At 60.5% G+C, this 21056-nt stretch carries 22 protein-coding genes; 16 read left to right on the top strand and 6 right to left on the bottom strand.

What is annotated here, in order from left to right; all coding sequences use genetic code 11:
* Positions 1–45 precede the first annotated feature (45 nt).
* Positions 46–378, top strand: a complete 333-nt coding sequence (locus ACQY4Y_RS03290) for a hypothetical protein (RefSeq protein ID WP_428489126.1) — start codon at positions 46–48, stop codon at positions 376–378.
* Positions 379–542: 164 nt separating this feature from the next.
* Here ACQY4Y_RS03290 and ACQY4Y_RS03285 read toward each other — a convergent pair whose 3' ends face one another.
* Positions 543–1088 carry a YMGG-like glycine zipper-containing protein gene (locus tag ACQY4Y_RS03285; protein WP_428489125.1) on the bottom strand — a complete coding sequence of 182 codons (546 nt, stop codon included), beginning with the start codon at positions 1086–1088 and terminating at the stop codon, positions 543–545.
* A gap of 242 nt (positions 1089–1330) precedes the next feature.
* Here ACQY4Y_RS03285 and ACQY4Y_RS03280 point away from each other — a divergent pair, with 242 nt between their 5' ends.
* Positions 1331–2254, top strand: coding sequence for an IS1595 family transposase (locus ACQY4Y_RS03280; protein WP_428489124.1), 924 nt, complete (start codon positions 1331–1333; stop codon positions 2252–2254).
* Positions 2255–2491: 237 nt separating this feature from the next.
* On the opposite strand, the gene ACQY4Y_RS03275 is transcribed toward ACQY4Y_RS03280, so the two are convergent.
* Complete coding sequence (locus ACQY4Y_RS03275; protein ID WP_428489123.1) at positions 2492–4105, bottom strand: GmrSD restriction endonuclease domain-containing protein; 1614 nt, start codon at positions 4103–4105, stop codon at positions 2492–2494.
* 746 nt (positions 4106–4851) lie between these two features.
* Positions 4852–6150 (bottom strand): hemolysin family protein, encoded by a 1299-nt coding sequence (locus ACQY4Y_RS03270; RefSeq protein ID WP_428489122.1) that lies wholly within the window; start codon positions 6148–6150, stop codon positions 4852–4854.
* 200 nt (positions 6151–6350) lie between these two features.
* Here ACQY4Y_RS03270 and ACQY4Y_RS03265 point away from each other — a divergent pair, with 200 nt between their 5' ends.
* The 4 genes from ACQY4Y_RS03265 to ACQY4Y_RS03250 all read left to right on the top strand — a co-directional run bounded on the left by ACQY4Y_RS03265 (position 6351) and on the right by ACQY4Y_RS03250 (position 8424).
* On the top strand, positions 6351–6809 hold the full coding sequence (locus ACQY4Y_RS03265) for a DUF3429 domain-containing protein (RefSeq protein ID WP_428489121.1): 459 nt from the start codon (positions 6351–6353) through the stop codon (positions 6807–6809).
* A 69-nt stretch (positions 6810–6878) separates the two neighbouring features.
* Positions 6879–7337: a hypothetical protein gene (locus tag ACQY4Y_RS03260; protein ID WP_428489120.1), complete on the top strand. Its 459-nt coding sequence runs from the start codon at positions 6879–6881 to the stop codon at positions 7335–7337.
* A gap of 18 nt (positions 7338–7355) precedes the next feature.
* Complete coding sequence (locus ACQY4Y_RS03255; protein WP_428489119.1) at positions 7356–7556, top strand: hypothetical protein; 201 nt, start codon at positions 7356–7358, stop codon at positions 7554–7556.
* A 385-nt stretch (positions 7557–7941) separates the two neighbouring features.
* Positions 7942–8424, top strand: a complete 483-nt coding sequence (locus ACQY4Y_RS03250; protein WP_428489118.1) for a hypothetical protein — start codon at positions 7942–7944, stop codon at positions 8422–8424.
* 101 nt (positions 8425–8525) lie between these two features.
* Here the strand turns inward: ACQY4Y_RS03250 and ACQY4Y_RS03245 are convergent, their stop codons facing one another.
* Complete coding sequence (locus tag ACQY4Y_RS03245) at positions 8526–8912, bottom strand: MerR family transcriptional regulator (RefSeq protein ID WP_428489117.1); 387 nt, start codon at positions 8910–8912, stop codon at positions 8526–8528.
* Between the two features lie 63 nt (positions 8913–8975).
* On the opposite strand from ACQY4Y_RS03245, the gene ACQY4Y_RS03240 reads away from it, so the two are divergent.
* The 3 genes from ACQY4Y_RS03240 (at position 8976) to ACQY4Y_RS03230 (ending at position 12768) form a co-directional block, all read left to right on the top strand.
* Complete coding sequence (locus ACQY4Y_RS03240) at positions 8976–9476, top strand: nuclear transport factor 2 family protein (protein WP_428489116.1); 501 nt, start codon at positions 8976–8978, stop codon at positions 9474–9476.
* Between the two features lie 1088 nt (positions 9477–10564).
* Positions 10565–11821 carry a tyrosine-type recombinase/integrase gene (locus ACQY4Y_RS03235; protein ID WP_428489115.1) on the top strand — a complete coding sequence of 419 codons (1257 nt, stop codon included), beginning with the start codon at positions 10565–10567 and terminating at the stop codon, positions 11819–11821.
* Between the two features lie 68 nt (positions 11822–11889).
* The gene (locus ACQY4Y_RS03230; RefSeq protein ID WP_428489114.1) at positions 11890–12768 is read left to right on the top strand and encodes a hypothetical protein; all 879 of its coding nucleotides are present in this window, start codon (positions 11890–11892) and stop codon (positions 12766–12768) included.
* A 280-nt stretch (positions 12769–13048) separates the two neighbouring features.
* Here ACQY4Y_RS03230 and ACQY4Y_RS03225 read toward each other — a convergent pair whose 3' ends face one another.
* Complete coding sequence (locus ACQY4Y_RS03225) at positions 13049–13219, bottom strand: hypothetical protein (protein ID WP_428489113.1); 171 nt, start codon at positions 13217–13219, stop codon at positions 13049–13051.
* Between the two features lie 66 nt (positions 13220–13285).
* Here ACQY4Y_RS03225 and ACQY4Y_RS03220 point away from each other — a divergent pair, with 66 nt between their 5' ends.
* The 7 genes from ACQY4Y_RS03220 (at position 13286) to ACQY4Y_RS03190 (ending at position 20485) form a co-directional block, all read left to right on the top strand.
* Positions 13286–13528 (top strand): hypothetical protein, encoded by a 243-nt coding sequence (locus ACQY4Y_RS03220; protein WP_428489112.1) that lies wholly within the window; start codon positions 13286–13288, stop codon positions 13526–13528.
* Between the two features lie 59 nt (positions 13529–13587).
* Positions 13588–14418, top strand: coding sequence for a hypothetical protein (locus ACQY4Y_RS03215; RefSeq protein WP_428489111.1), 831 nt, complete (start codon positions 13588–13590; stop codon positions 14416–14418).
* Positions 14415–16532 (top strand): AAA family ATPase, encoded by a 2118-nt coding sequence (locus tag ACQY4Y_RS03210; RefSeq protein ID WP_428489110.1) that lies wholly within the window; start codon positions 14415–14417, stop codon positions 16530–16532. The genes ACQY4Y_RS03215 and ACQY4Y_RS03210 overlap by 4 nt, the downstream gene beginning before the upstream one ends.
* A gap of 161 nt (positions 16533–16693) precedes the next feature.
* Positions 16694–17137: a hypothetical protein gene (locus tag ACQY4Y_RS03205; RefSeq protein ID WP_428489109.1), complete on the top strand. Its 444-nt coding sequence runs from the start codon at positions 16694–16696 to the stop codon at positions 17135–17137.
* Between the two features lie 420 nt (positions 17138–17557).
* Positions 17558–18127: a DUF6932 family protein gene (locus tag ACQY4Y_RS03200; protein ID WP_428489108.1), complete on the top strand. Its 570-nt coding sequence runs from the start codon at positions 17558–17560 to the stop codon at positions 18125–18127.
* Positions 18124–19389 carry an XRE family transcriptional regulator gene (locus tag ACQY4Y_RS03195; RefSeq protein ID WP_428489107.1) on the top strand — a complete coding sequence of 422 codons (1266 nt, stop codon included), beginning with the start codon at positions 18124–18126 and terminating at the stop codon, positions 19387–19389. The genes ACQY4Y_RS03200 and ACQY4Y_RS03195 overlap by 4 nt, the downstream gene beginning before the upstream one ends.
* A gap of 13 nt (positions 19390–19402) precedes the next feature.
* The gene (locus ACQY4Y_RS03190) at positions 19403–20485 is read left to right on the top strand and encodes a beta family protein (protein WP_428489106.1); all 1083 of its coding nucleotides are present in this window, start codon (positions 19403–19405) and stop codon (positions 20483–20485) included.
* Here ACQY4Y_RS03190 and ACQY4Y_RS03185 read toward each other — a convergent pair.
* Complete coding sequence (locus ACQY4Y_RS03185; RefSeq protein WP_428489105.1) at positions 20442–21035, bottom strand: sce7726 family protein; 594 nt, start codon at positions 21033–21035, stop codon at positions 20442–20444. The two genes, ACQY4Y_RS03190 and ACQY4Y_RS03185, sit on opposite strands and share 44 nt — an antisense overlap.
* Between the last annotated feature and the right edge of the window lie 21 nt (positions 21036–21056).

Raw genomic sequence — 21056 nt, 5'->3', positions numbered from 1 at the left:
GCGACACCGTTCGCGCCGGCCGCCTGCGTATCCTGGATGCGGCCCTTGCCCTGGCACGCAAGAGCGATTCGCAGGCCACCACGACGCGAGCTGTGGCGACCGCAGTGGGCGGCCAAGGGACTGCGCGTTCTGTCGCAGCGCATCCGCGCCATCGCCGAGGCGGGCCGATTGCGGACCAGCGAGGAACGCGGGGCCGCGATGATGCACGCCTGTTGCGTCGGCTTGGTGCTGACGCTTGCCGCCGCCGGGGCGCGCAAGGGCGGCGAGTTGTCGATCGCGACTCGGGAGGCGGTGCTGGCCGCGATCGCACTTGACGCGCCCGCCGCGCGGTTCGACCGACAGGCCGCGGCGGCAACGTTGGGCCGGCCGCCGATTTGACGGTGGGGGAAGGCTGCGCTGCTCGATGAGTTGCTGCACCGGCTTTCCACACGCCGGTCCGGGTCAGGCGGTCAGAGCCTGAATGGAGCGACAGGCAACGCCTGGATAGAGCGGCAGGCAACCGACCCGAGTGAGGCTTTCCGGTCGCGGCGTTTCGGGTCCGCTCAACGATAGCCGGGCGGCGGGGGTGGTGGGTAGCCGGGCGGGTAGCTGGGCGGCGGCGGGTAGCCGCGCGGCGGAGGTGGCGGGGCGTAGCCCGGCGGCAACGGGGGTGGCGATCCGGCCGGTGCGAATCCGGGAACCTGGTTGCCGCGTGAATACATGCACTGCGAATAGGCCAGGTTGTAGCGCTGCTGCAGGCTGCCCTGGGCCTGCCCGGCCGGCCCGGCGCCGACGGCGGTGCCGCCCAGCGCGCCGGCACCGGCGCCGATCGCCGCGCCGCGTCCTCCGCCGATCGCCGCGCCGAGGCCGGCCCCCAGCAACGTGCCGATCACCGCGGTGCCGACCTGGCGGTTGTTGGCCGATTGTGCCCCGCCCTGGGTTTCGTTGGTGGCGAACTGCTTGCACAGCGCCTGATCGCCCTGGAACACGTCGAACGGCTTGCCGGGGGCAGGCATCACGGCAACCGTCGGGCCCATCGGTTCCGAGGCGCAGGCGTTCAGCAGCAGCAGGGGTAGCAGAAGCGCGGCCGGGCGGGTCAATGGTGGCATGGCATGGTCCTTAGGGCATTATCGTGTCTTGTTGACCCGATAATGCCCCGCGAGTCATTGTTTTATCGAGCGATTCGCGCTTTTGGTGATGCCACCAGAAGCGATCGCTCGCTGGTGTCCCGCGTCCGAAGTTCGCCGTATCGGGCGAGCATCAGTCTCGCGACACTCGGTCTTTGTTTTCGGCTATTATGCATTTGACATAGCGCAGTAGGTCCGGTATGGTTTGCATCAGGAGATAAGCCATGACCGACCTTACCGACCCGATGTTCAACGATGACGATACGGCCCGCGCTCACTTTGAGAGCGTTCTTTGGCCGCACGGGCCGGTGTGCCCGCATTGCCGTGCCACGAAGGGGCTGACGCGGTTGCAGGGCAAGAGCCATCGTCCCGGCCTGTTTCAGTGCAATGCCTGCCGGGGCCACTTTACGGTTACGAATGGTTCGATCATGGAGCGCAGCCATGTGCCTCTGTGTAAGTGGGCGCTAGCGTTTCATCTGATGGCGTCCAGCAAGAAAGGTATTTCGGCTCACCAGCTTCATCGGATGCTTAAGGTCAACTATCGGACGGCCTGGTTCATGGAACACCGCATCCGCGAATGCATGGACCACATAAAGGATACGACCCCGATGGGCGGTCCCGGCGGGATTGTCGAGATCGATGAAACATTCATCGGTAAGAAAGAAGGCTTCGAAGCAAAGCGCGGATATGCCCACAAGCACGCTGTGATGACGTTGATTGAACGTCGCGCCGATGGTGGGCGGTCTCGTTCGTTCCATGTTGCTGGCACTGCCGCTGCCGATCTGCTGCCGATCATCAAAGCGCATGTGAACAGCGGGTCGCACATCATGACCGACGAAGCTGGACAGTATGCCAACCTCGGCAAGCACTTCGCTGGGGATGATTACACCACTCACAGCAAGGGTGAATATGTCCGGGATGGCTACATCCATACCAACACTGCCGAAGGCTTTTACAGCGTGTTCAAGCGGGGTATGCAGGGCGTCTATCAGCATTGTGGGGAACAGCACCTTCACCGCTACGTGGCTGAGTTTGATTTTCGGTATAATAATCGGGTCAAGCTTGGTGTGGACGATACCGAACGCACCTTCCGGGCGATCCGTGGCGCGAAGGGGAAGCGGCTCATGTATCAACAACCTACTTCTTGATCGGAAGCCTTGGGAGAGCGACGAGAAGAAGTAGCTATAGCAGTGCTCTTTTCTCGTTCCCTTCGTTTGCGTTGGGCATCGGCTTTGGTGCTTTGTGCAGGCGTCTCGGCTTTCTGTTCTCGTGCAGGAGTTGTTAGAGCACGAAGAATGGCGGTATCACGCCGTCGCGCGACTTCGGCCGGGGGGTAATCTGCGTTGTTTACGGTAGAATCGATGTTTGCCATATTTTCTATCTCCTCAGTTTTTCATGGCGCTATTGCAATATGGGTGCACTAGATCGCCGTTTCCGACGTCTCCTTTTCCGTTGTCCCTAACTCGGACAATGTGATCATATGAAACAGACTTATTCGGGTCCAATTTACCCCGGCAGAGCGGACATATAAGCGCAGCAGAAAGAGCCTGCCGCACGAATATCATAGCTTTCGTATCATCAGAAAAATCAACGCTAGTTGTGGCGGCCACGACGTCAATAATACGCCCCTGCAACCCGAGCGATCTGATAAGCGCCTCGGGAGTTACCGCCTCATCGGCATTTATCGTGGTCATCAAAAACACCAATAAATCACGCATCTTTGGAACGCGCTGAGATTTTGCCATATTCTGCAATAGAGCGGATATCAACGACTTGTTTTCCATTAAGAACTTTTCAAGTTTCTCCCTTGCGTGCGTGAATTTACGAAAGAATCCGGAATCATTGTTGCGCATTTTTTCTGTAATAGTAAGGCTCATACCCAGGAAAAGAAAACGGTTAAATCTTCCCTTATCATTATAAAAATATACTGCCGGATGAAGCCCCAGGCTACCGCTTGAAATTCCGGTGATCCTATTGATAATTTCCAACGAATTTCTGAGCACGGAAACGGTTCCGGCTCCTGTTTCGTCATCCGGATAGGCAGTTATCACCATTCCCCTCTGGTCACGCGTGCCTGCAATTACAAGGAATTCAATTAGCAACGCGAGAGCATCGACTGGAGAAACCGACCCTCCGACTGGAACATCCAGCGTTCTTAGTGGGTGCGTCACTTCGGGCGAAAACAAAACACGATGGAAATCAGCGGCTAGACTTTCAATACTAGAGACATTGTCCTGTAAAAAACCAGACCAATACTTATGGCCTGCCCCGGCCCTCAAGATAGCCCGAGCACTGATAGCCACTGGCTTTCGGCGATTCGTGATTAACATAGTCTCCGTTTCATCCAATGGCGTTCCCTGAGAATTTATCTTAAAGAACGATGTCTCTGCGAAAGCTGCATTACCCTGAATCCACTGTACTGGGAGCGCTCGGGTGAAAAGCAAATTTGCGCGGCGTCGTTGTTCCTCGCTTCCGAGCTTGGTTCCAACAAAATCCTTTAACGTGTTAAATCTACCCACCCTGTCCTCGATTACCTTACGAGCGCGCTTGGCAACGCGTTTTTGTAAATCGGAAATTTCACCGTTATAGAAATTCTGGGAGACCCTATCATCACCATAATCATTCAACATCCATGCGCGAAGCGCACTAAGACGGTGTCCTCCGTCTATCACAAAAATGAAACTGGGTGATTTCCATAGGATAAGCGATGGTATTACCTCATTATCAAGGAAACTGGCGACAAATATGGCGATCTGCTCAGCAGACCAATGATTTGTCTCTCGCTGAAAGTCTGGTTTGCGCAGAAGTTTCAAAATTGGAGCCTCGTTCGAGAGGCTTTCAATGGGTAGACCAGGGAACAAGTCGAGCACGAATTCTTGACCCTCCCAGGCGAAATCCTCACGTGGAATCATCGCATCGAGAGTTACGCGTGCTGGCATGTTGCTATCCCCCTCCCCAAGATGCGCCCGTACGTCGATGTCAGACGGCATCTTAAGCATGGGGAGAGTGCTCCCCTAACCGGGCTATGTCAAATGCATAATCGCCTTGTTTTCAGTGGCCTGCTGATCCCATTCGTCTGCCGCGAAGTGCGGCGAACTTCCCGGGCAGGACACTAGCGGCATGGTCGTTATCTGGGCGGCATCGACGGCACCAGCCGCCATGGTGTCTGGCACGCCGGAATATAGGGATAATACCCGGCGGGCGAATCACACCGATACCAGAATCCGCCCGGTGCCGGGCCGAGACGCGACGGGTCGATGGCGCCCAGGGTCAGGGCGTGGGTGTGGGGGCGCCGATGGTGGCGCCAATCGTTGCGATCGGGGTCGGAATGGTGAGAATTGGCGCGGTGCTTTTCGAAGCTGGGGGCATCGTCGTACACGGCGGTCTCGGCGTGTGTGCCTTGGGACCATGCACTTTGGGCCAAGGCAGTTTCGGGCCATACGCTCCGAGGCCATCCGATGGGGGCCAGCGCCAGTGTGGCCGAGAGCAGCACAAACCAGCAGCACGACCGCGACATGGCATTGACCCCGACAGTTGCCGGCAGGATCGCCGCTTGGGCTTAAGATTCTGTTAACCGGCATCGATCGAGATCGCCGGGTCGAGGAAATGCCGCCGCATGCTCTGTTGACGACAGCCGTCCAGACCATCCGCGCGGGTCCCGGCCCGACGTCGAACGACCGCGCCGGCATGGGCCGGTGGCGGCGCGCCATCGACCTAGCGCGGCCGGTCAGCCCTCGGTGGCCGGTCAGCTCTCGGCGGCCGGTTCGTGCCCGGCGAGGACCTTGTCCACGCGGCGGCCGTCCATCGCCATGACCTCGAAGCGCCAGCCGCCGAACACGATGCGATCGCCCAGCCTGGGAACCCGGCGCAGCAGCGCCAGCAGCAGCCCGGCCAGGGTGTGGTAACTGCCCTCGCTGGGCAGGTCCGGCAGGTTCAACCGAACCTTCAGCTCGTCCACCGGGGTCATGCCGTCGAGCGTCATGGTGGTCTCGCCCTCGGGCCCGGGCACGCCTTCCTGGTGTTCCGGGCCGGGCGCCTCGCCGACGATCGCGGCCAGCACGTCGGCGGCGGTGACGACGCCTTCAAAGCTGCCGTATTCATCCATCACCAGCGACAGCCCGAGGGTGTCGGACTTTAGCCGCTCCAGCGCATCCAGAGCGCTGATCGTGTCGGGCACGATCATCGGCTGGCGCAGGCTGGCGCTGACCGACAGTTCGCCGCCGCCCAGGATGCGATCCAGCAGGTCCTTGGCCTGCACCACGCCGACCACGTTGTCGATCGACTTGTCGCACACCACGAAGCGCGAGTGCGGCGCCGCCTTCAACGCCGCGGTGATCGACTTGGCCGGATGGCTGCGGTCGATCCAGGCTAGTTCGGTGCGCGGGGTCATGATCGCGCGCACTGGCTTGTCGGCCAGCCGCAGCACGCGCTCGATCATGTCGCGCTCTTCCATTTCCAGCACGCCGACCTGGGTGCCCTCGGCCAGCAGGGCTTTCAGTTCCTCTTCGGTGACCGACTGGCGAGAGGCTCGGTGCAGGCCGAACAGCCGCAGGATGGCGTTGGATGATTTGCCCAGCAGCCAGACCGCCGGGCCGACCAGGCGCGACAGCACGGCGATCGGACGAGCGACGCGGATCGCCATCAGCTCCGGCGTGCGCAGCGCCAGTTGCTTGGGTACGAGCTCGCCCAGCACCAGCGTCAGGTAGGTGGTAACGATGACAACGATGGCCAGCGCCAGGCTTTCGGAGAACGCGCCGATGCGCGGGATCGGTGCCAGCAAGGCCTGCACGTGCGCGGCGATGCGGGCGCCGCCGAACACCCCGGTGAACACGCTGACCAGGGTGATACCGACCTGCACCGTGGGCAGGAAGCGCTGCGGATCGTCCGACAACTCGCGCGCCGCGCCGGCGCCCCTGACACCCTTGCGCTCCAGCACCGCGAGCCGCGCCCGGCGCACCGAAACCAACGCCAGTTCGCTTAACGAGAACAGCCCGTTGAGCAGGATCAGCAGCAGGATGACGACAATCTCGGAACCGATGGTCATGTTCAGCCCAGGTGAATGAAACTCACGATCAAGGTGAATTGTAGCGGTCTAGCTCTTTGTTTTGTCGCATGATTCACGCGCCTCGCGCGAACAGCGCGTCCTTCGGACGACGAACGTCCCGCCCCAGCCGCGATCATGCTCTAGCATATGTCGGCCGTGGTCATGAGGGGAACAAGGTCGCCCCGATCCGAGGAGCCGCCATGCCGACCATCGCCATTACCTTGACCGTGCTGGGACTGGTGCCGCTGATCGTGTTCGCCGGCGGTGCGGTCGGCCACATCCCCGAGACGGCGGAGCGGATGCTGGTGGCATTGATCGACTACGCGGCGCTGGTGCTGGCGTTCGCCGGCGGGGTGCATTGGGGGCTGGCCTTGCTGCCCGAGGCGGTGCGCCCGTCGCTGCGTTTCATGGCCGGCGTGCTGCCGATGATCGCGGCTTGGGTCGGCCTGGTGCTGGCGCAACTGGTGGCACCTTCGATTGCCCTGATCGTTCTGATCATCGGCTATCTCGCAACTGTGTTGACCGAGCACCGGGCTGCCCGACGGCTGCTGGTGCCGGCGCGATATGTGTGGATTCGCTTGGGTTTTTCGGTGGTTGCGGTGATCATGATGGCGATGGTCCTGGTCCTGCGCGGCCTCGGTCAGACCGTTGTATTCTAATAATTTCTAGCTCGATCGCGGTGTTCATGATTGATTAATCACTGCCTGTTTCCTGACCGGAGCGCTGCCGTGATTCCTTCCGATTTGTCCGACTCGCCGGCGGCCGCTGCTGCCTCGGCGCTGGTGATTCCGTTCCCGGTCCGGGCGAAGCGGGCGGGGTCTCGCCCGCAGCGTTTGCCGCGTCGCGCGGCCGGCGCCGTCACCGTGCAGAATAGTCGGGTGATCGCGCCGGACTGGTGTTCGCCGGCTGCTGCCGACGTCAGGGTGGCGGCGGCGGATCCCAGCCCGGAACAGCGGCTGAACCGCGCCCTGTCGTCGCTGAACGTCGCCTTGGCCGAGCAGCGGTCGGCGGTCGCGGCGTGGCGTGATGGGCTGGTGACGCTGAGGACCACGACCGCCCGTCTTTCCGAAAGCCTGCAGCGCTATCGGGTCAATCTGGACAAGTTGAATGACAGCGTCTCGAAGCTGGGCGACAATGCCCGTTCGCTGGAAACCTTGGCCGACGGCGTGGCGGCGACCGGGGATTAGCGGTCGCTACTCCGTTCAATGGCTGATTGTGCTTGCGTCGGGGTAACCGGCGTCAAGCCCGAGCCGGCCGCGGCGACGGCGCATTCCGACCATGCGTTCCCGGGCGATGAGGATGTGCGCACGCTGACCGGGCTGACCAATCCCGACGCGATGCCGGATTTCTACCTTCGACCGGGATCGAAGCTGGTGCTGCCGAAGATGGGCGAGGCTGGGTGGTAACTGGCGACCGCCGATGCCCGGGTTCGGATCGCGCCGTACCTTTTGGCGAAGGTGGACGCCAAAGCGGCGGGCATTCCGCGGATCGTTTCTTGCACGTATCATGACCGTGGATCAGCCTTTGGCGGCGGCGCGCTATGCCAGCGTGGCGGCGGCGTTGAAAGGCACCGGGTAGGGCGCGGTTGGGGCCGATCCCTCGGGCCGAGCAGGTGAGGCGGGTGCTGGGTTTAGAGGGGTGGCATTCACCTCCGCTTTCGGGTGGAGCGCCAAAACTGTTGTACGAGTGCGACGCGGTGGAGCCGACTCTGCCGGTGGCGGAGCCGAAGGTCGCTTTGCGGCGAGAGCCAAGCTATAGGCTGGCCGCGCATCAACCCATTCGGAGGAAAAATTGGCTGAGATCAAGGACTTTCCTGGGCCTGGATTCGCCAGCGAAACCGCTGAGGACCACAGCATCTTCGTGCTCAGCGGCAACGTCGGCCTGACGCTCAATGACAATTCGTCGAGCCTCACCTTTATGACGGCCGCCAACACGGAGGTAGGCCTCATGCTCAATCCGACCGACAAGAATGAGACCATCGTCGATCTGACGAGGAACTCTTCGCCGAACGTGGATCTGCAGGCCGGCGGCGTGTCTGGGGTTACCACCATCCTTGATTATGGCTACGACCCGAACGGCACCGTCGATATCATGGCCAAGGACCTGACGAGTATCACTCATCATCCCGCCGGGACAACCCTGACGACAGCGACCGGCGGCCAGGTAAACATCGTAGGCGGCAATTACGGAATCACCTTCCAATTCGGGTCGGGACCTGGATCGACGCTGGTCATTGGCAACCTCAATGACCACGCGGCTGTAACCGTCGCCTGACAGCGGAGCGGCGGCCCGAACGGTGATAAACTGGACTGGCGGAGGAACCGAGCGTCACCGCTGAGCGGCTGGTTGCTGGCGGCGATCCCGTCATGTTGCAATTACTGTGGATACGGCGGCGAAGCGCCGATGCTCGGGTCTTTCAGCCAAGCTATTTTGGCATCGACGAACGAGACAAGTCTTTCCAGCTCGGAAATTCTTCCTGTAACCCGATTGCGTTGTTCCTCTAGGAAGGCGATTACCACATCGTCTTCCTCGCCGTCGAAAGCTCGTTTGTTAATGAACACGCCGATCTCTTTGAGCGGCAATCCCAGTGCTTGGCCGGCACGGATAATGCGAGCCTTTTCAAGATCGAGGGCTGAGAAAATCTGGTAGGGGCGCAACCCTCCCTTCGTCCCGATCTCCGGATGGAGCAAGCCCCGGCGGACGTAAAGCCGCACTGCATCAACCGACAGCCTACTTTCCCGGGCAAAGGCAGCGATCATCATTGCGGACGAAGCCATTGACTATGGACCATGGACCATAGTTATACCGACCAACCGGGGGCGACAATGGCCTCGGTCATCAGCCGCCCCCATCCGGCCCTGCCCATGATGGAGATCAAGATGTCCGAAACTGATGCCGTTGAGAGCTTCCCAGCTATGTTGCGTCGCGTGCTGGGAAATTGCCTCAAACCCGATGCCGAGACGTTTCCAGACATGTTCGCCGTGGATGGTGTTTTGGAGTATCCCTTTGCGCCGCCCGGACTGAGCACGCCGATTGCAGGTCGGGATGCCATCATCGCGAATTTCGAGAGGATCAGGACGCTATTTCGGATCGACGGAGTCGCCGACGTCTCCGAGATAGAGGTTAGTGATCCGGACATGGTTGTACTTGAGTTTTCCGGTCATGGAGAGGGTCTTCTTACCAAGGAAGCTTACAACCAACGCTACATCTCGGTGATCCGCATGCGCGATGGAAACATCGTTCATTACAAGGATTACTGGAACCCGATTGCTCTTGTTCAAGCAGTCAAAGGCAGTGAGATAACGAGAGCTTCCGCGATAGACTAATGACGACTTACGAGCTCAGCATCGCCGTCGAACCACGCCTCACCACGCGGTCATCCGCAGGGCTGCTGGGTGGGTGATGCCTCCTGTGCTCCTTGATAGAATGCCCCATGCGGACTCTGTCCTGTTTGTAATGGCGACTCAACAGGAGCGTGGTCGAGATTTGAAGAGCCGAATTGATCCCCTGATAACGGGTGTTGGTCCGATAGAGGCATCCATTAGCAGCTCACTCCGGCTGCGGGAACTCGTCGAGGCCGATCTTAGTGTCACAGTATCGATCACTCTGATCACCGTGCTGGCCTGACCCGGACCAACCCCCCGCAAACTGAGGCGGGGGCGCCTTGCCCGGTCCTCGCCGGGACAGACGAGGGCCGGTTAACCGTTGCGCCGTCTCTAACACATTGATTTTGGTCGCGTCCCGTACGGGATTCGAACCCGTGTTACCGCCGTGAAAGGGCATCCACCACTGCGAGCCTGGTCTTGATCCATGACGTTTCCATTCGCCTCGCTGATCGCGCGCCGCACAGGGGGCCGGCGTCCAGTTCCTTCACGAGCCGCCGCTCCCGCTGGCCTCTCCGGCATCCGCCCCGGTCTACACTGCGACAGCGAGCCGTCTCACGAACAGGATCATATTGCGCCGAGCGCAGCACCCGGCCCGAGGCGCAACGTGCTGGCAGCATCGTTCGGCCGGGCTTGATCAATCAGTGCCCGTGGGGCTGGCGGGCGATCCCGGCAATGAACGTCCGGCCGTTAACCCGCCCGATATGACTTTCCCGCCCCTCTGTCCTGTCAATGTCCTGTCAGGGTAATATCGGGGCGCAAGGGACAGGGAGCGGAGATTGCAGTTCTCTAAATTTTATCAATAAATTATCATGATGCCGGCGCACAGAATCGAACTGTGGACCTACTGATTACGAATCAGCAACTCCACTGCGGTCGGTGGCCACATCCAGAGCCAAACTGATTGTATGTCAAGTACTTTCCGTTCCCCGTAGCGTCCGGTAGTCTCTGGCGGTATACTGGAAGCGCGCCGATTCTGGACCCCCTTTGGACCCCCGGCGGGTGACCCCGGCGCGGGCAGGAGAGCGCGGATGCGCCGAGAATTGGTCGACACTTGGCTACGCGCCGTGAAGCCACCGACAAGCGGTCGCCTGGAGCTTTGGGACACCCGCGCGATCGGCCTGGTGCTTAGGATCACGCCGTCGGGCACCGCCACCTGGGCGGTGCGCGGGCGCACGACGGGCGGCAAACGGACCCGCGCCAAACTCGGCACCTGGCCGGCCGTAGGCATTGCAGAGGCACGCAAGCGAGCCCTCAGAGCGACGGCGGCGATACAGGATGGCGGCGATCCGGTTGCTGAGCGGCGGGCGGCACGGGCCGATCGCGTCGCCCGAAGCGCCCTGCCAACCGTAACCCAGCGGTTCGCCGAGTGGCAGGCGGCTAAAACGGAAGACAAGGCAAAGCCCTGGTCAGTCAGACATGCCAAGGAGGTGCGGCGCATTGGCCTTCGCGATATCACGCCGGCGCTCGGCAAACGCCCTCTCGCCGAAACTACCCGGTCGGACTGGACCGCCCTGATCGCGACAAAGCGCAAGACAGCACCAGCGATGGCTTCCCTGCTCTATCGCGTCTGCGCCGCCTTTCTAGGACACGCCGAGGCGAATGGATGGATCGCAGCCCCGCTACTACCGCGCAAAGGATTGGCGAGTCTCGCGCCACCCTCCAAGGCCCGGGCGCGCATTCTGACCGACGCGGAGTTGCGAGCAGTTTGGATTGCTGCCGGTGACCTGAATCCCAAGCCGAGGGGATTCGTCCGTCTGCTAATCCTGACGGCTACCCGAGAACTCGAAGTAGCGGACATCGCGGTAGGCGAAATCGATCGATCGAGCAACACGTGGACAATTCCGGCCAAGCGGGCAAAGAACGGGCGCGCTATCACGATTCCCCTCCCCGCTCTCGCCTTGGCCGAGCTTCTACCGTTGTGGCCAAAGCATGCTGCGGGGTCGGCCTGGCGACTGCTAGGTGATGTGGCCGGCAATGGTATCCGCGGTTTTTCCAAGGTCAAATCGACGGTCGATGCACTCTCGGGCGTCACCGGTTGGCGATGGCACGACGTGCGTCGTTCAGCTCGTACTGGGATGTCAAGGCTCGGTGTACCACGCGACCACGCGGAGGCAGCGCTGAACCACGTTTCCGGCCGCAGCGCTTTGGAGCGGATCTATGATCGTCACGACTTTGCCGAGGAGGTGATGGCGGCCCTTGGACGGTGGCAGGCCTACGTCACCGCACTGATCACCGAATTGCCGGCAGAGGTGGCCGTGCCGCTGCGGCGCGTGGGTGCTCGATGAAAAGGTCCGTCAGAAAGAGCACACCGGCCGGTGCAGGAATCGCGAATATTAAATGTGCCCATGACTTCATGGGTGCCCAGCTGTTGGCGTTGATGGCCTGGCCAAAGAGTTCGAGATGTCAGCGGCAGGTTCTGGCCACTTTTGCTGCCGACATGGTGGGATCCATGGAGGAGAACGCGCCACTCATCTCGCGATTTGGACAACAGGCAGCGTTTTCCGCGTTCGTTTCGCGTGTCGGGATTGATCATGACCATCTCCCGTTCATGCCGAGCACCACGGCGCAGATTGCAGCAATTATCGATAGACCGCATGAGGTCGCTCGCGCCGTCCATCGTGACATGTGGGTTCCGGGAGGTGGTTATAAATCCGTTGCCGACGCGCCAGGGACGGCGGCTGTGGTACAGGAGTTCAGTCGCGCCAGCGGAGGCGGCGCTATGCATACAGGATTTCTGCTGCTGCTCGTCGCGGTCATACGCGCGTCCTATCCCAGCCTAGATCCTTCACTGGGTCGGGCCATGGCGATGCTGCAAGAAGAGGGAAGCAAGGTTGGCGGCTCGACGGTGCCGACGCACCGAACGCTCAAGGAATGGTGGAAGGAATGGCGTGGGATTTCGCCCGTTTGGGCGGCATTTGTCTTGCAATGCCAACTCTCCGGCGTTCCACCGCAAGCAGCCGCCTGGGAGGCGATGTTCGATCAAAATCGGCGGTTTCAGGTAATGGGTTGGGCGCAGTGGTTCCGAACATTTGGAACCACTTTCACACCGAAGCATGGCTCCGAGCCGCTAATCCCAGGCGGTGAAGCTGTTGAACTCAGGTTTGATATGCCGGAACAGGAGCCGCCATTGGGTGAGTGCGCCATCTCGCCGAAGGGCTTCCTGGCCGCGTCAAGTGGCAGGGATGGCACTTATGTCTGGAACGTCCTTCAACGCGAAGACCACTCGGCCTAACCGGTGAAGTATCCACTTCACCGGTGAAGTCGCTTCCGAACCGGTTGCTCGTTGACCCAAGTTCCCTGGCGTCAACTAAAGCCGCTGGAGGCACACCTTGAATTACATTTCGACCGACCCACTCCTGACGGCGGGACAAGCGGCTGCGGAAGTCGTTCTGTCACGGGTCGGGTTTTGGAGAGCCGTCCAGGCTGGCCGCTTGCCCGCGCCTGTATATCCTGCGAGCCGGGCACCCCGCTGGCGCTTATCAGAGCTCAGAAGCGCCCTTGAGAAGACCCGATCATTGCCGTGGCAACAGAAGGAGGCCCGTCGTCGCGCCGCCAAGCTGAACACGATCGTCGCGTAAATGAAGCCCCGCGCGCGGCGATGCCGGGATCGAGAAGGCGAAACTTCGACGGACGCCGATGAAATAGCGGCTCGGTTCTTCCAAAACAAGCGCCGCGGCGGTCATGAGAAAGACCAACGAAATGCTCGATCCGAAACGACTAGCTGGATGTGAAATCCGGGTTTCCGGCGTTTGTCGCGCAAGGACGATCCTCATCGCACGATGCCGGCTGGCAGCGCCGATCGAAATTATCTTCCGCCACGGCACGTCACTGTCGCGCTCACGTTTGATGCCGGGATCGATCGGCTGGACAGCTGGAGCATCGGGTTGATGGCGGCCGCGCTGGAAGCCGGCGCGGTCATTTCGTCAGAATTCGCGACCATGGCCGATGCTTTAAGATGCGAGGCAAAGTTGTGCCGGTTGGCCGGGACGTGAGCGCATCGCCCGGTTATCAGGCTAGCCCGATAAAGCGGAAGCGCGCGAGCAAACTCGAGATGGAAGAGCGGCATCGCTCCCTGTATCGAATCGTGCAGAGCATGAAGCCGATGACCGTGCGGCAGGTGTTTTACCAGGCCACTGTAGCCGGCGTGGTGGATAAGTCCGAAGCTGGCTACAGCAAGGTGCAGACTGACCTCGTGACCATGCGACGGGTCGGAAACTTACCTTACGGGTGGCTGGCGGACAACACCAGGTGGCAGCGAAAGCCAGAGACGTTCGTCAGTATTCAGCAGGCGCTGGAGCAGACGGCGAAGTTCTACCGAAAAGCATTGTGGGCCGGCGCTGCTGCCTACGTAGAGATCTGGCTGGAGAAGGACGCGCTGTCCGGGGTCGTGTTTCCGATCACCTCTCAATACGATGTGCCTTTGATGGTTTCCCGCGGTTACGCGAGTCTGTCATTTCTGCATAGTGCCGCCGAATACATCGGCTCGCTGGATGCGCCGACCTTCATCTATCACCTCGGTGACTATGACCCTTCCGGGGTTAATGCCGGCGAGAAGATTGAGGAGACGCTGCGGGAATTTGCGCCCCGAGCTAACATCTCATTCCAGCGCATCGCTGTAACCCAGGAGCAGATCAAGGGCTGGGCCCTCCCGTCGCGGCCAACGAAGCAAAGTGACAGCCGCGCTAAAGGCTTTAGCGAAACCTCCGTCGAACTTGACGCAATTCCGCCCGATGCGCTGCGCGAGTTAGTTCGTGCAAGCGTCGAGATCCATCTGCCTGCCGACCAGTTGGAGAAACTTCAGATCGCCGAGCAGAGTGAGCGGGATATATTGTCGTCCTGGGTTCAGAAAGCTGGCGAGGGCTCCTCGCCGAGGATGCCATGAGCGCATCGCCATCGACCGAACTCGCCCGGCTGATGGAGCCAGTTGCGATAGAGGTTCTCGGCGAACCCAATCCTGCCCTGTCTAATAAGACTGAGATGCGGTGGGGAAGCCGAGGGGGCCTTTGCGTCAACCGGGTCAAGGGCACATGGGTCGACCATACAGACGGCGACCGCGGAGGCGGCGTCCTCGACCTGCTGAGAGTCATGAAGGGTCTGGACAAGCCGGACGCCCTGCATTGGCTGCGCGAGCAAAAGCATCTGCCTCCAGCCAAGACCAACGGCAGCCGGAGGATAGTCGAGACCTACGATTACATGGATGCCAGCGGCGCGCTGCTGTTCCAGGTCGTGCGCTATGAGCCGAAAGACTTTCTCCAACGCGCTCCGGACGGGACCGGCGGTTGGGTCTGGAAGACTGGCCGGGTCAAGAAGGTGCTTTATCGCCTTCCCGAGGTCATTGCTGCCGTCGCCGCGGGGCAAACTATTTTCGTGGCTGAGGGCGAGAAGGGTGTCCATTCCCTCGAATCCATTGGCTTGATCGGGACCTGTTCGCCGGGTGGAGCGGGGAAGTGGAAGCGCGAGTACGGCGAGTTCCTGGCCGACGCCCGCGTAGTAGTGCTCAGTGACAATGATCCGCAAGCCATGGACCCCGATGGCACGCCCCGCTGGCACCCGGACGGCCGCCCGGTAACGCCGGGACAGGATCACGCTGCAGAAGTCGCCAAGAACCTGCGAGGGGTCGCTGCACAGGTGCGGGTCTTCATGCTGCCCGACCTGCCAGAAAAAGGCGACATTGCCGATTGGGTCGACGCTGGCGGCACCCGCGTGACCCTAGTGGCCTTGGTGGCGGCGGCGGCCGAGCCACCGGAAGAAGCGGACCCGCGACCCCATCAGCAATCTGATGAAGGGACCGACGGATGGGCGGAAGCAGCCGACGCGGATCCTGCAATCGCCGACGCGCTGTCAGTCATCACCTGGGCCAGCATGGACATCAAGCCCGAGGTTCGCATGCTCGGCGACTTCATCACTTCAAGCACGCGCGCCTTCCTAGTCGGATCCACCGGTCTCGGAAAGACTTTGCTTGCGTATGGGATGGCTGGCGGCATGGCCACCGGGACTGGCTTTCTGCACTGGACATGTAGTCGCCCTTCGAAATGGCTGATCATTGACGGTGAGATGCCTTCGGCGCTCGTGAAAGCGCGCGCGGCGGACCTGATCCGGCGGGCCGGCGGGGTAGCAGTGCCCCCCCACGGCGTCATGATCTACAGCCGCGATCGGGCAGAGGAATTCGCCAAGAGCTTTCCCAACCTTGGGAACCTCCCACCCCTGAATACCGAAGCAGGCCATACCTTCGTGCGATCTCTCATCGCCGCGATCGGTGGCGTCGAAGGTGTCATCTTTGACAACGTCATGAGCCTTGCTCCTGGCGATCAGAAGGATGAGGAAGTATGGGGCGGTTGCATCCCGCTCGTGGAAAGTCTCAGCCGGGTCGGGATTGCGCAGCTTTGGTGTGACCACACCGGGCATAATGCGGGCCGCCAATATGGCAGCAGCGTCAAGTCTTGGCGCTTTGACTGCGTCGGCATCATGACACCGCTCGCGGACGCCGACCGGCCATCTGACCATGTTGCTTTTCAGCTGTCATTCGACTCGCCCGGAAAAGCGCGCCGCCGCACCCCAGACAACTGGCAGGACTTCGAGCCGATCATCATCCGGCTAATCAATGACCGGTGGACGGGTGAGCCCGCGATCGCACCCCGTGCTGTCAGCAGAGAGGAACACCTACCAGACAAGCCGGCGCTAATGTTGATGGGTATCCGAAATGCCCTGCAAGAACGCGGCCGCAAGCAAGAAATCGGTGAAGATCAGGTGCTCGCGGTGGCTCGGTCAACCGTTCGAGACCGCCTCATTCAAGCCGGTTGGTTTCCAGACCATCTGCTTTGCAGGGGTTCTGAAACGAAAGCTGATGCCGCTCCCGCGCCGGACCCTCTGCTTTCGCCTGCTTTTCCAAAACCAACATTGACCCGTGCGGGCTACACGGCCGAGACGAACGGCCTTAACTCTCTGAAAAGACGCGATCTTGTAGGGTTCAATCGGCTCGTGGTATGGCAAAAATGACCGCGCTGCTTTTCACCGCTTTTCATTACTTTTCGTAACCCGCAAAGCTTGCTTTTTGCTTTTCTGCTTTTCCCCCTCTTTAGAGGGGAAAGCAAAAAGCAAAAGCAGGTGTCCGGATCGCTGCACCCAGTCGGTTCACCACGATCTGGAAGGCGACCTAGATGGATATGACGGACCGGGACAAGACCCGAGCGCACAAGATAATCGGCGAGCTATACGATCTGCTCGCCCATCATCCCGGCGACGCCGAGGATCAACCTAAAGCCGAGCCGCTGCTTACAGATCCGGACTTGACACTCTCGCGTCATCCGGCTCGTGGCACCGAAACGAAGGCTGCCGCCTTCCGCCGGGAATTTGACGTCATCCTGTTGCCAGTTGGCTCGCCCTCAGCGTCGATGACCTGCTCCCTTTGCTCCACGGCATTACCCCGCTTCATCACTACTACGGAGCAGTCCGCCCCTGACCGACGCATCAGTACTTTCGGCCTCGCGGTTTCAGCCGCTTGCGCCTTTTCCCTTGGCATCGTCGGCCAGGTTCTCAAGTTCCGTACGAAAGCCCGAATGAGAGTCACGTCCCCTATACACCGGACACCGTTTGGCCAGTAGGTAGGTTCCCGCCACACTCTCCCGGAACTGGACTAAGATCCCGGTTTTGATGTCACCTGACGTGTTTCGATGCTTCATCAGAGGTTTGCTTGCGCTCGTCTCTCTAATCCATACCTGACTTGATCCTAACACACGCCTTTTAACCATGACGTTCACCACCGCGAATTTTGCCCGGAGCAGCTCATGGCGGTTTGAAGCCTCCCCCGACAGAGCGGATCCGAAGGGTCCTCCTTCATCTCTCCCACAGCATGACGCTCGCGCGTCTACATGACGCAACAGTCCCCTGAGGTTTGGGCTGCTGATCCGCTGGCAGGTGGCCGGCGAGGTCCGTTTGGCGCCTTTGCACGACATTGGGCGGCCACCGCTCGATCCCGGAAAGCGGACGCAGACATCCAGCGCCTCGCAGATCATCCCACAGAAATGGAGCTTCTTCTGACGGCAGTCCGCTCGAGGACCAGCTATTTTTTTAAAAATGCACAGGAGCCCTGGACATTCGATGGACACAATGATATTGTTGTGTTGATGATACCCGGGTTGATCGATCTTGGTTCGCCCTCACCGTGGCCGGTGCTACCGCCGGGCATATACGAAGCGTCTCTGAGCGAGATCGAGATGGCCTTCGCGACGACCCCGCACCGTAGATGGCTGTTCGCAGGGTTCTTGCGTATGGCGGCGGCGCTGAAAACAGCTGGCTGCCGAACCGCCTACCTCGACGGGAGCTTTACAACGGGAAAGCCCCACCCTGACTACTACGATGGTTGCTGGGATCACAACAGCATAGATTTTGCGCGACTTGATCCGGTGCTCTTAAATTTCACCCGGAAGCGCGAAGAACAGAAACGCAAATATCAGGGGGAAATGTTTCCAGCCCTCACGCTTAACGGAACGAGCGGGACATTTCTCGATTTTTTTCAGATCGAGAAATTCTCCGGACTGCCCAAAGGCATTCTGCGAGTTTCACTCGCGGTTCTGAATGGAGCTACGCCATGATTACCAATGAGAAGCAGTACCGCTCCACGCGGCTGCAGGTGGACAAATTCCGGCGGGCGCTTGCGGCTCTCGGCGTCAGCTCGGACCCAAGCTTACCGGCAGTGCTGGTGAAAGCGCAGCGCGATGCACTTGAAAGCCAGATCGCAGAGCTGGAAGCGGAGGCGGTGCTATACGATCGTCTTCGCTCGGGTCAGATCACCCATTTCGAAGCGGAGGGTCTGGATGAACTGCCTGACATTCTGATCCAGGCGCGAATCGCGCGCGGCATGAGCCAGAAGGACTTGGCAGCCTTCCTCGGTTTGAAGGAGCAGCAGATCCAGCGATACGAAGCTGAACGCTATCGCTCGGCGAGTCTCGATCGTTTGATGGAAATCTCGGACGCGCTCGGCGTCCAAATCAGCAAGCGCGCGGAACTTGTTGGCAATGGTCATTTTGAATCCGTCGATCCGGCGGCGTGGAAGGCTTTTCCGGTCGCGGAGATGTATAAGCGGGGTTGGTTCGAGGATTTTTCGGGCTCGATGGCCGATGCGCGCAAGGCTGCACCCGACCTCCTCCCTGCCTTCCTCCGCGGCGCTCAGGCCCGTTATGCGCCACAGGCCCTGCACAGAAAGTCGGTCCGCTCGAGCGGACAAGTCCACGAAGCAGGGATCGCAGCGTGGGAAGCGCGCGTGCGCCATCTCGCGGACCGCGATCCACGAGGGGAGACGTTCGATCCTTTACTGATTTCCGAAGATTGGCTTGCCGGATTGGTTAAATTGACGTTGGACCCCGATGGTCCGGCGAAGACGATGAATTATCTCCGTGCCATTGGTGTCGCCTTGATCGTCGAGAAGCATCTGCCGGGAACGCTGCTCGACGGCGCTGCGCTTTCGACGTTCGATGGATACGCGATCATCGCCCTGACCCTGCGACATGACCGGCTCGACAATTTCTGGTTCACGCTGTTCCACGAGCTTGGCCATCTAAAGCTTCATGTCGGTCACGACTATGCCGCGATCTTTGACGACACGGAAACGCCGGCCGCGACTGCGCTGGAGGAGGAGGCAGATCTATTCGCACAGGAGGCGCTGCTTCCCGCCGTCAAATGGAACGTCGGCGCTGCGCGCTTCACGCGCAACGAGAAGGCTGTGCTCATTGATGCCAAGCGCTTCCGCGTGGGGCCAGCTGTTATTGCCGGTCGGGTTCGCCGCGAGGCCCATGACTACACGTTGTTGCGCGGGCTCGTCGGCGCGGGCAACGTGCGTCGACAGTTCGAGTGGTGACGGGGCGAATATCATGGTCACCTCGAAACATTATATTCCCCTGCTTCGCTGGCGAATGGGCGAGTATCAGGCGCTCGAGAAGCTGGGCGAAGCCCAGAAGAAGGCGACTGTGCCGCTCTTAGAGATCCTGCCTCCCGACTACGATTTCGAGCTGCGCAAGCCGAAAAAGGACATCGACGAACATCTTAAATCCTTCGGTGACAAGCTGAAGAAGAAGTGGGATGCGCGCTCAGCGTTGCTCGACGCAGGGAGGCTCGAGCCGATGGTGCGCGTGGCGGATGGTCGTCATCCGATTACCTTTATCTTCGACGAAGCGCGCGTATTGGGCACCACCGGGACCCCCGTCACGACGATTGAACGCGATGCGGCCTATCAGCAAGCCGTCCGCATGATCAACGCGGTGGACCTGCGCGGCGCGGCACTCCGGTGCACCTTGGCCGAGGCGCTTGATCCGGACTTTGATGACCAGGTCGAAGATCTGCTCGCCCGTCTCGAGATCGGGGCGGATTCGCTTGATATCCTCCTCGATCTCGAAACACCGGCCTTTGATCCCCATGACGACTTGGTCGCTGTCATTGTAGCCGCGCTCACCAGCGCAAAAGTTTTCGGCCATTCCCGCAGCGTCACGCTTCTTGCGACATCCTTTCCCGAAACGATGACGGCGCTGAAGCTCTCAATCCAGCAAGTGCCGCGCCGTGAGTGGAGCCTTTATAAGGCGGTCGTTGCGGCTCTGCCGGACACTGTGCGTCGGCCCGCGTTCGGGGACTATGGTGTCGCGGCACTCAAGTTCGCGCAGGGCGACATGCGCTACATGCGCGGATCGCCCAATATCCGATACGCCATCGACGATGCATGGCTCGTCGCCAAAGCGAAGCGCACGCCCGGCTCCAGCAATCATGCCTATCCTGGCCTGTGCAAGCTGATCATTGGCTCAGGCAGCTATCATGGCTCCGGTTATTCGGCAGGAAGCGCCTATATCGAAGGGTGTCGTACTGGCGCCACCACGCGAGGCAATCCGACTGTCTGGAAGTGGGTCGCAACCAATCATCACATTACAAAGGTTCTGGACGATCTCGCCAGGTTGCCCGGTTCCTGAGAGCGTCTCTCACACCATGCGCGAGGTCGCGGCGGGAAAGCAAGGCGACAAGCTCGCGATACAGCGCTTCGCGCGGCTGGCGCAGCGAGTGCTCAGGCTGGCCGTGTTCGCGCAGAATGGTGGCCGCCTCTGGATGCCAGAGCAGCCGAGCCAGCATCATCGGATTGACATGACGATTCGCTCGCTCTTCGCGAATCTTGCGAAAGACGATGCCTCCGCTCAGGACACGGTCGACGGCTATCACTCCCCACCACTTCGGCACGATTTCGAGTGCCGTAGAGAGATGGCGTGGCGCAACAATCAACGTTGCCCGGTCGACGACTTCGCCATACGCCTTAACCTGATGCGGTAGGCGATCGAGAATATCAGCCTCGGCCTTGATTTCAAGGCCACGGATATGCCCGTTGATAACAGCGATATCCACGCGACAGACACCGTGGCCGAGGCCAAGCTCGTCGATGACCAACGTGTCGGGACATATATGCGCATTCCGCAACAGTTTGCCATGAGCCGCGCGGCGCACCTCGGCATCTCGTATCTTGTCCCCCATAAGGCCTGCATAGCGCGGCAT

Origin of the sequence: Rhodopila sp. (assembly GCF_965277165.1) — a bacterium.
In the GTDB taxonomy this organism is placed as follows: domain Bacteria; phylum Pseudomonadota; class Alphaproteobacteria; order Acetobacterales; family Acetobacteraceae; genus Rhodopila.
Note: the sequence above shows the minus strand (reverse complement) of the source record. Positions and strands in the feature narration are given on the sequence as shown.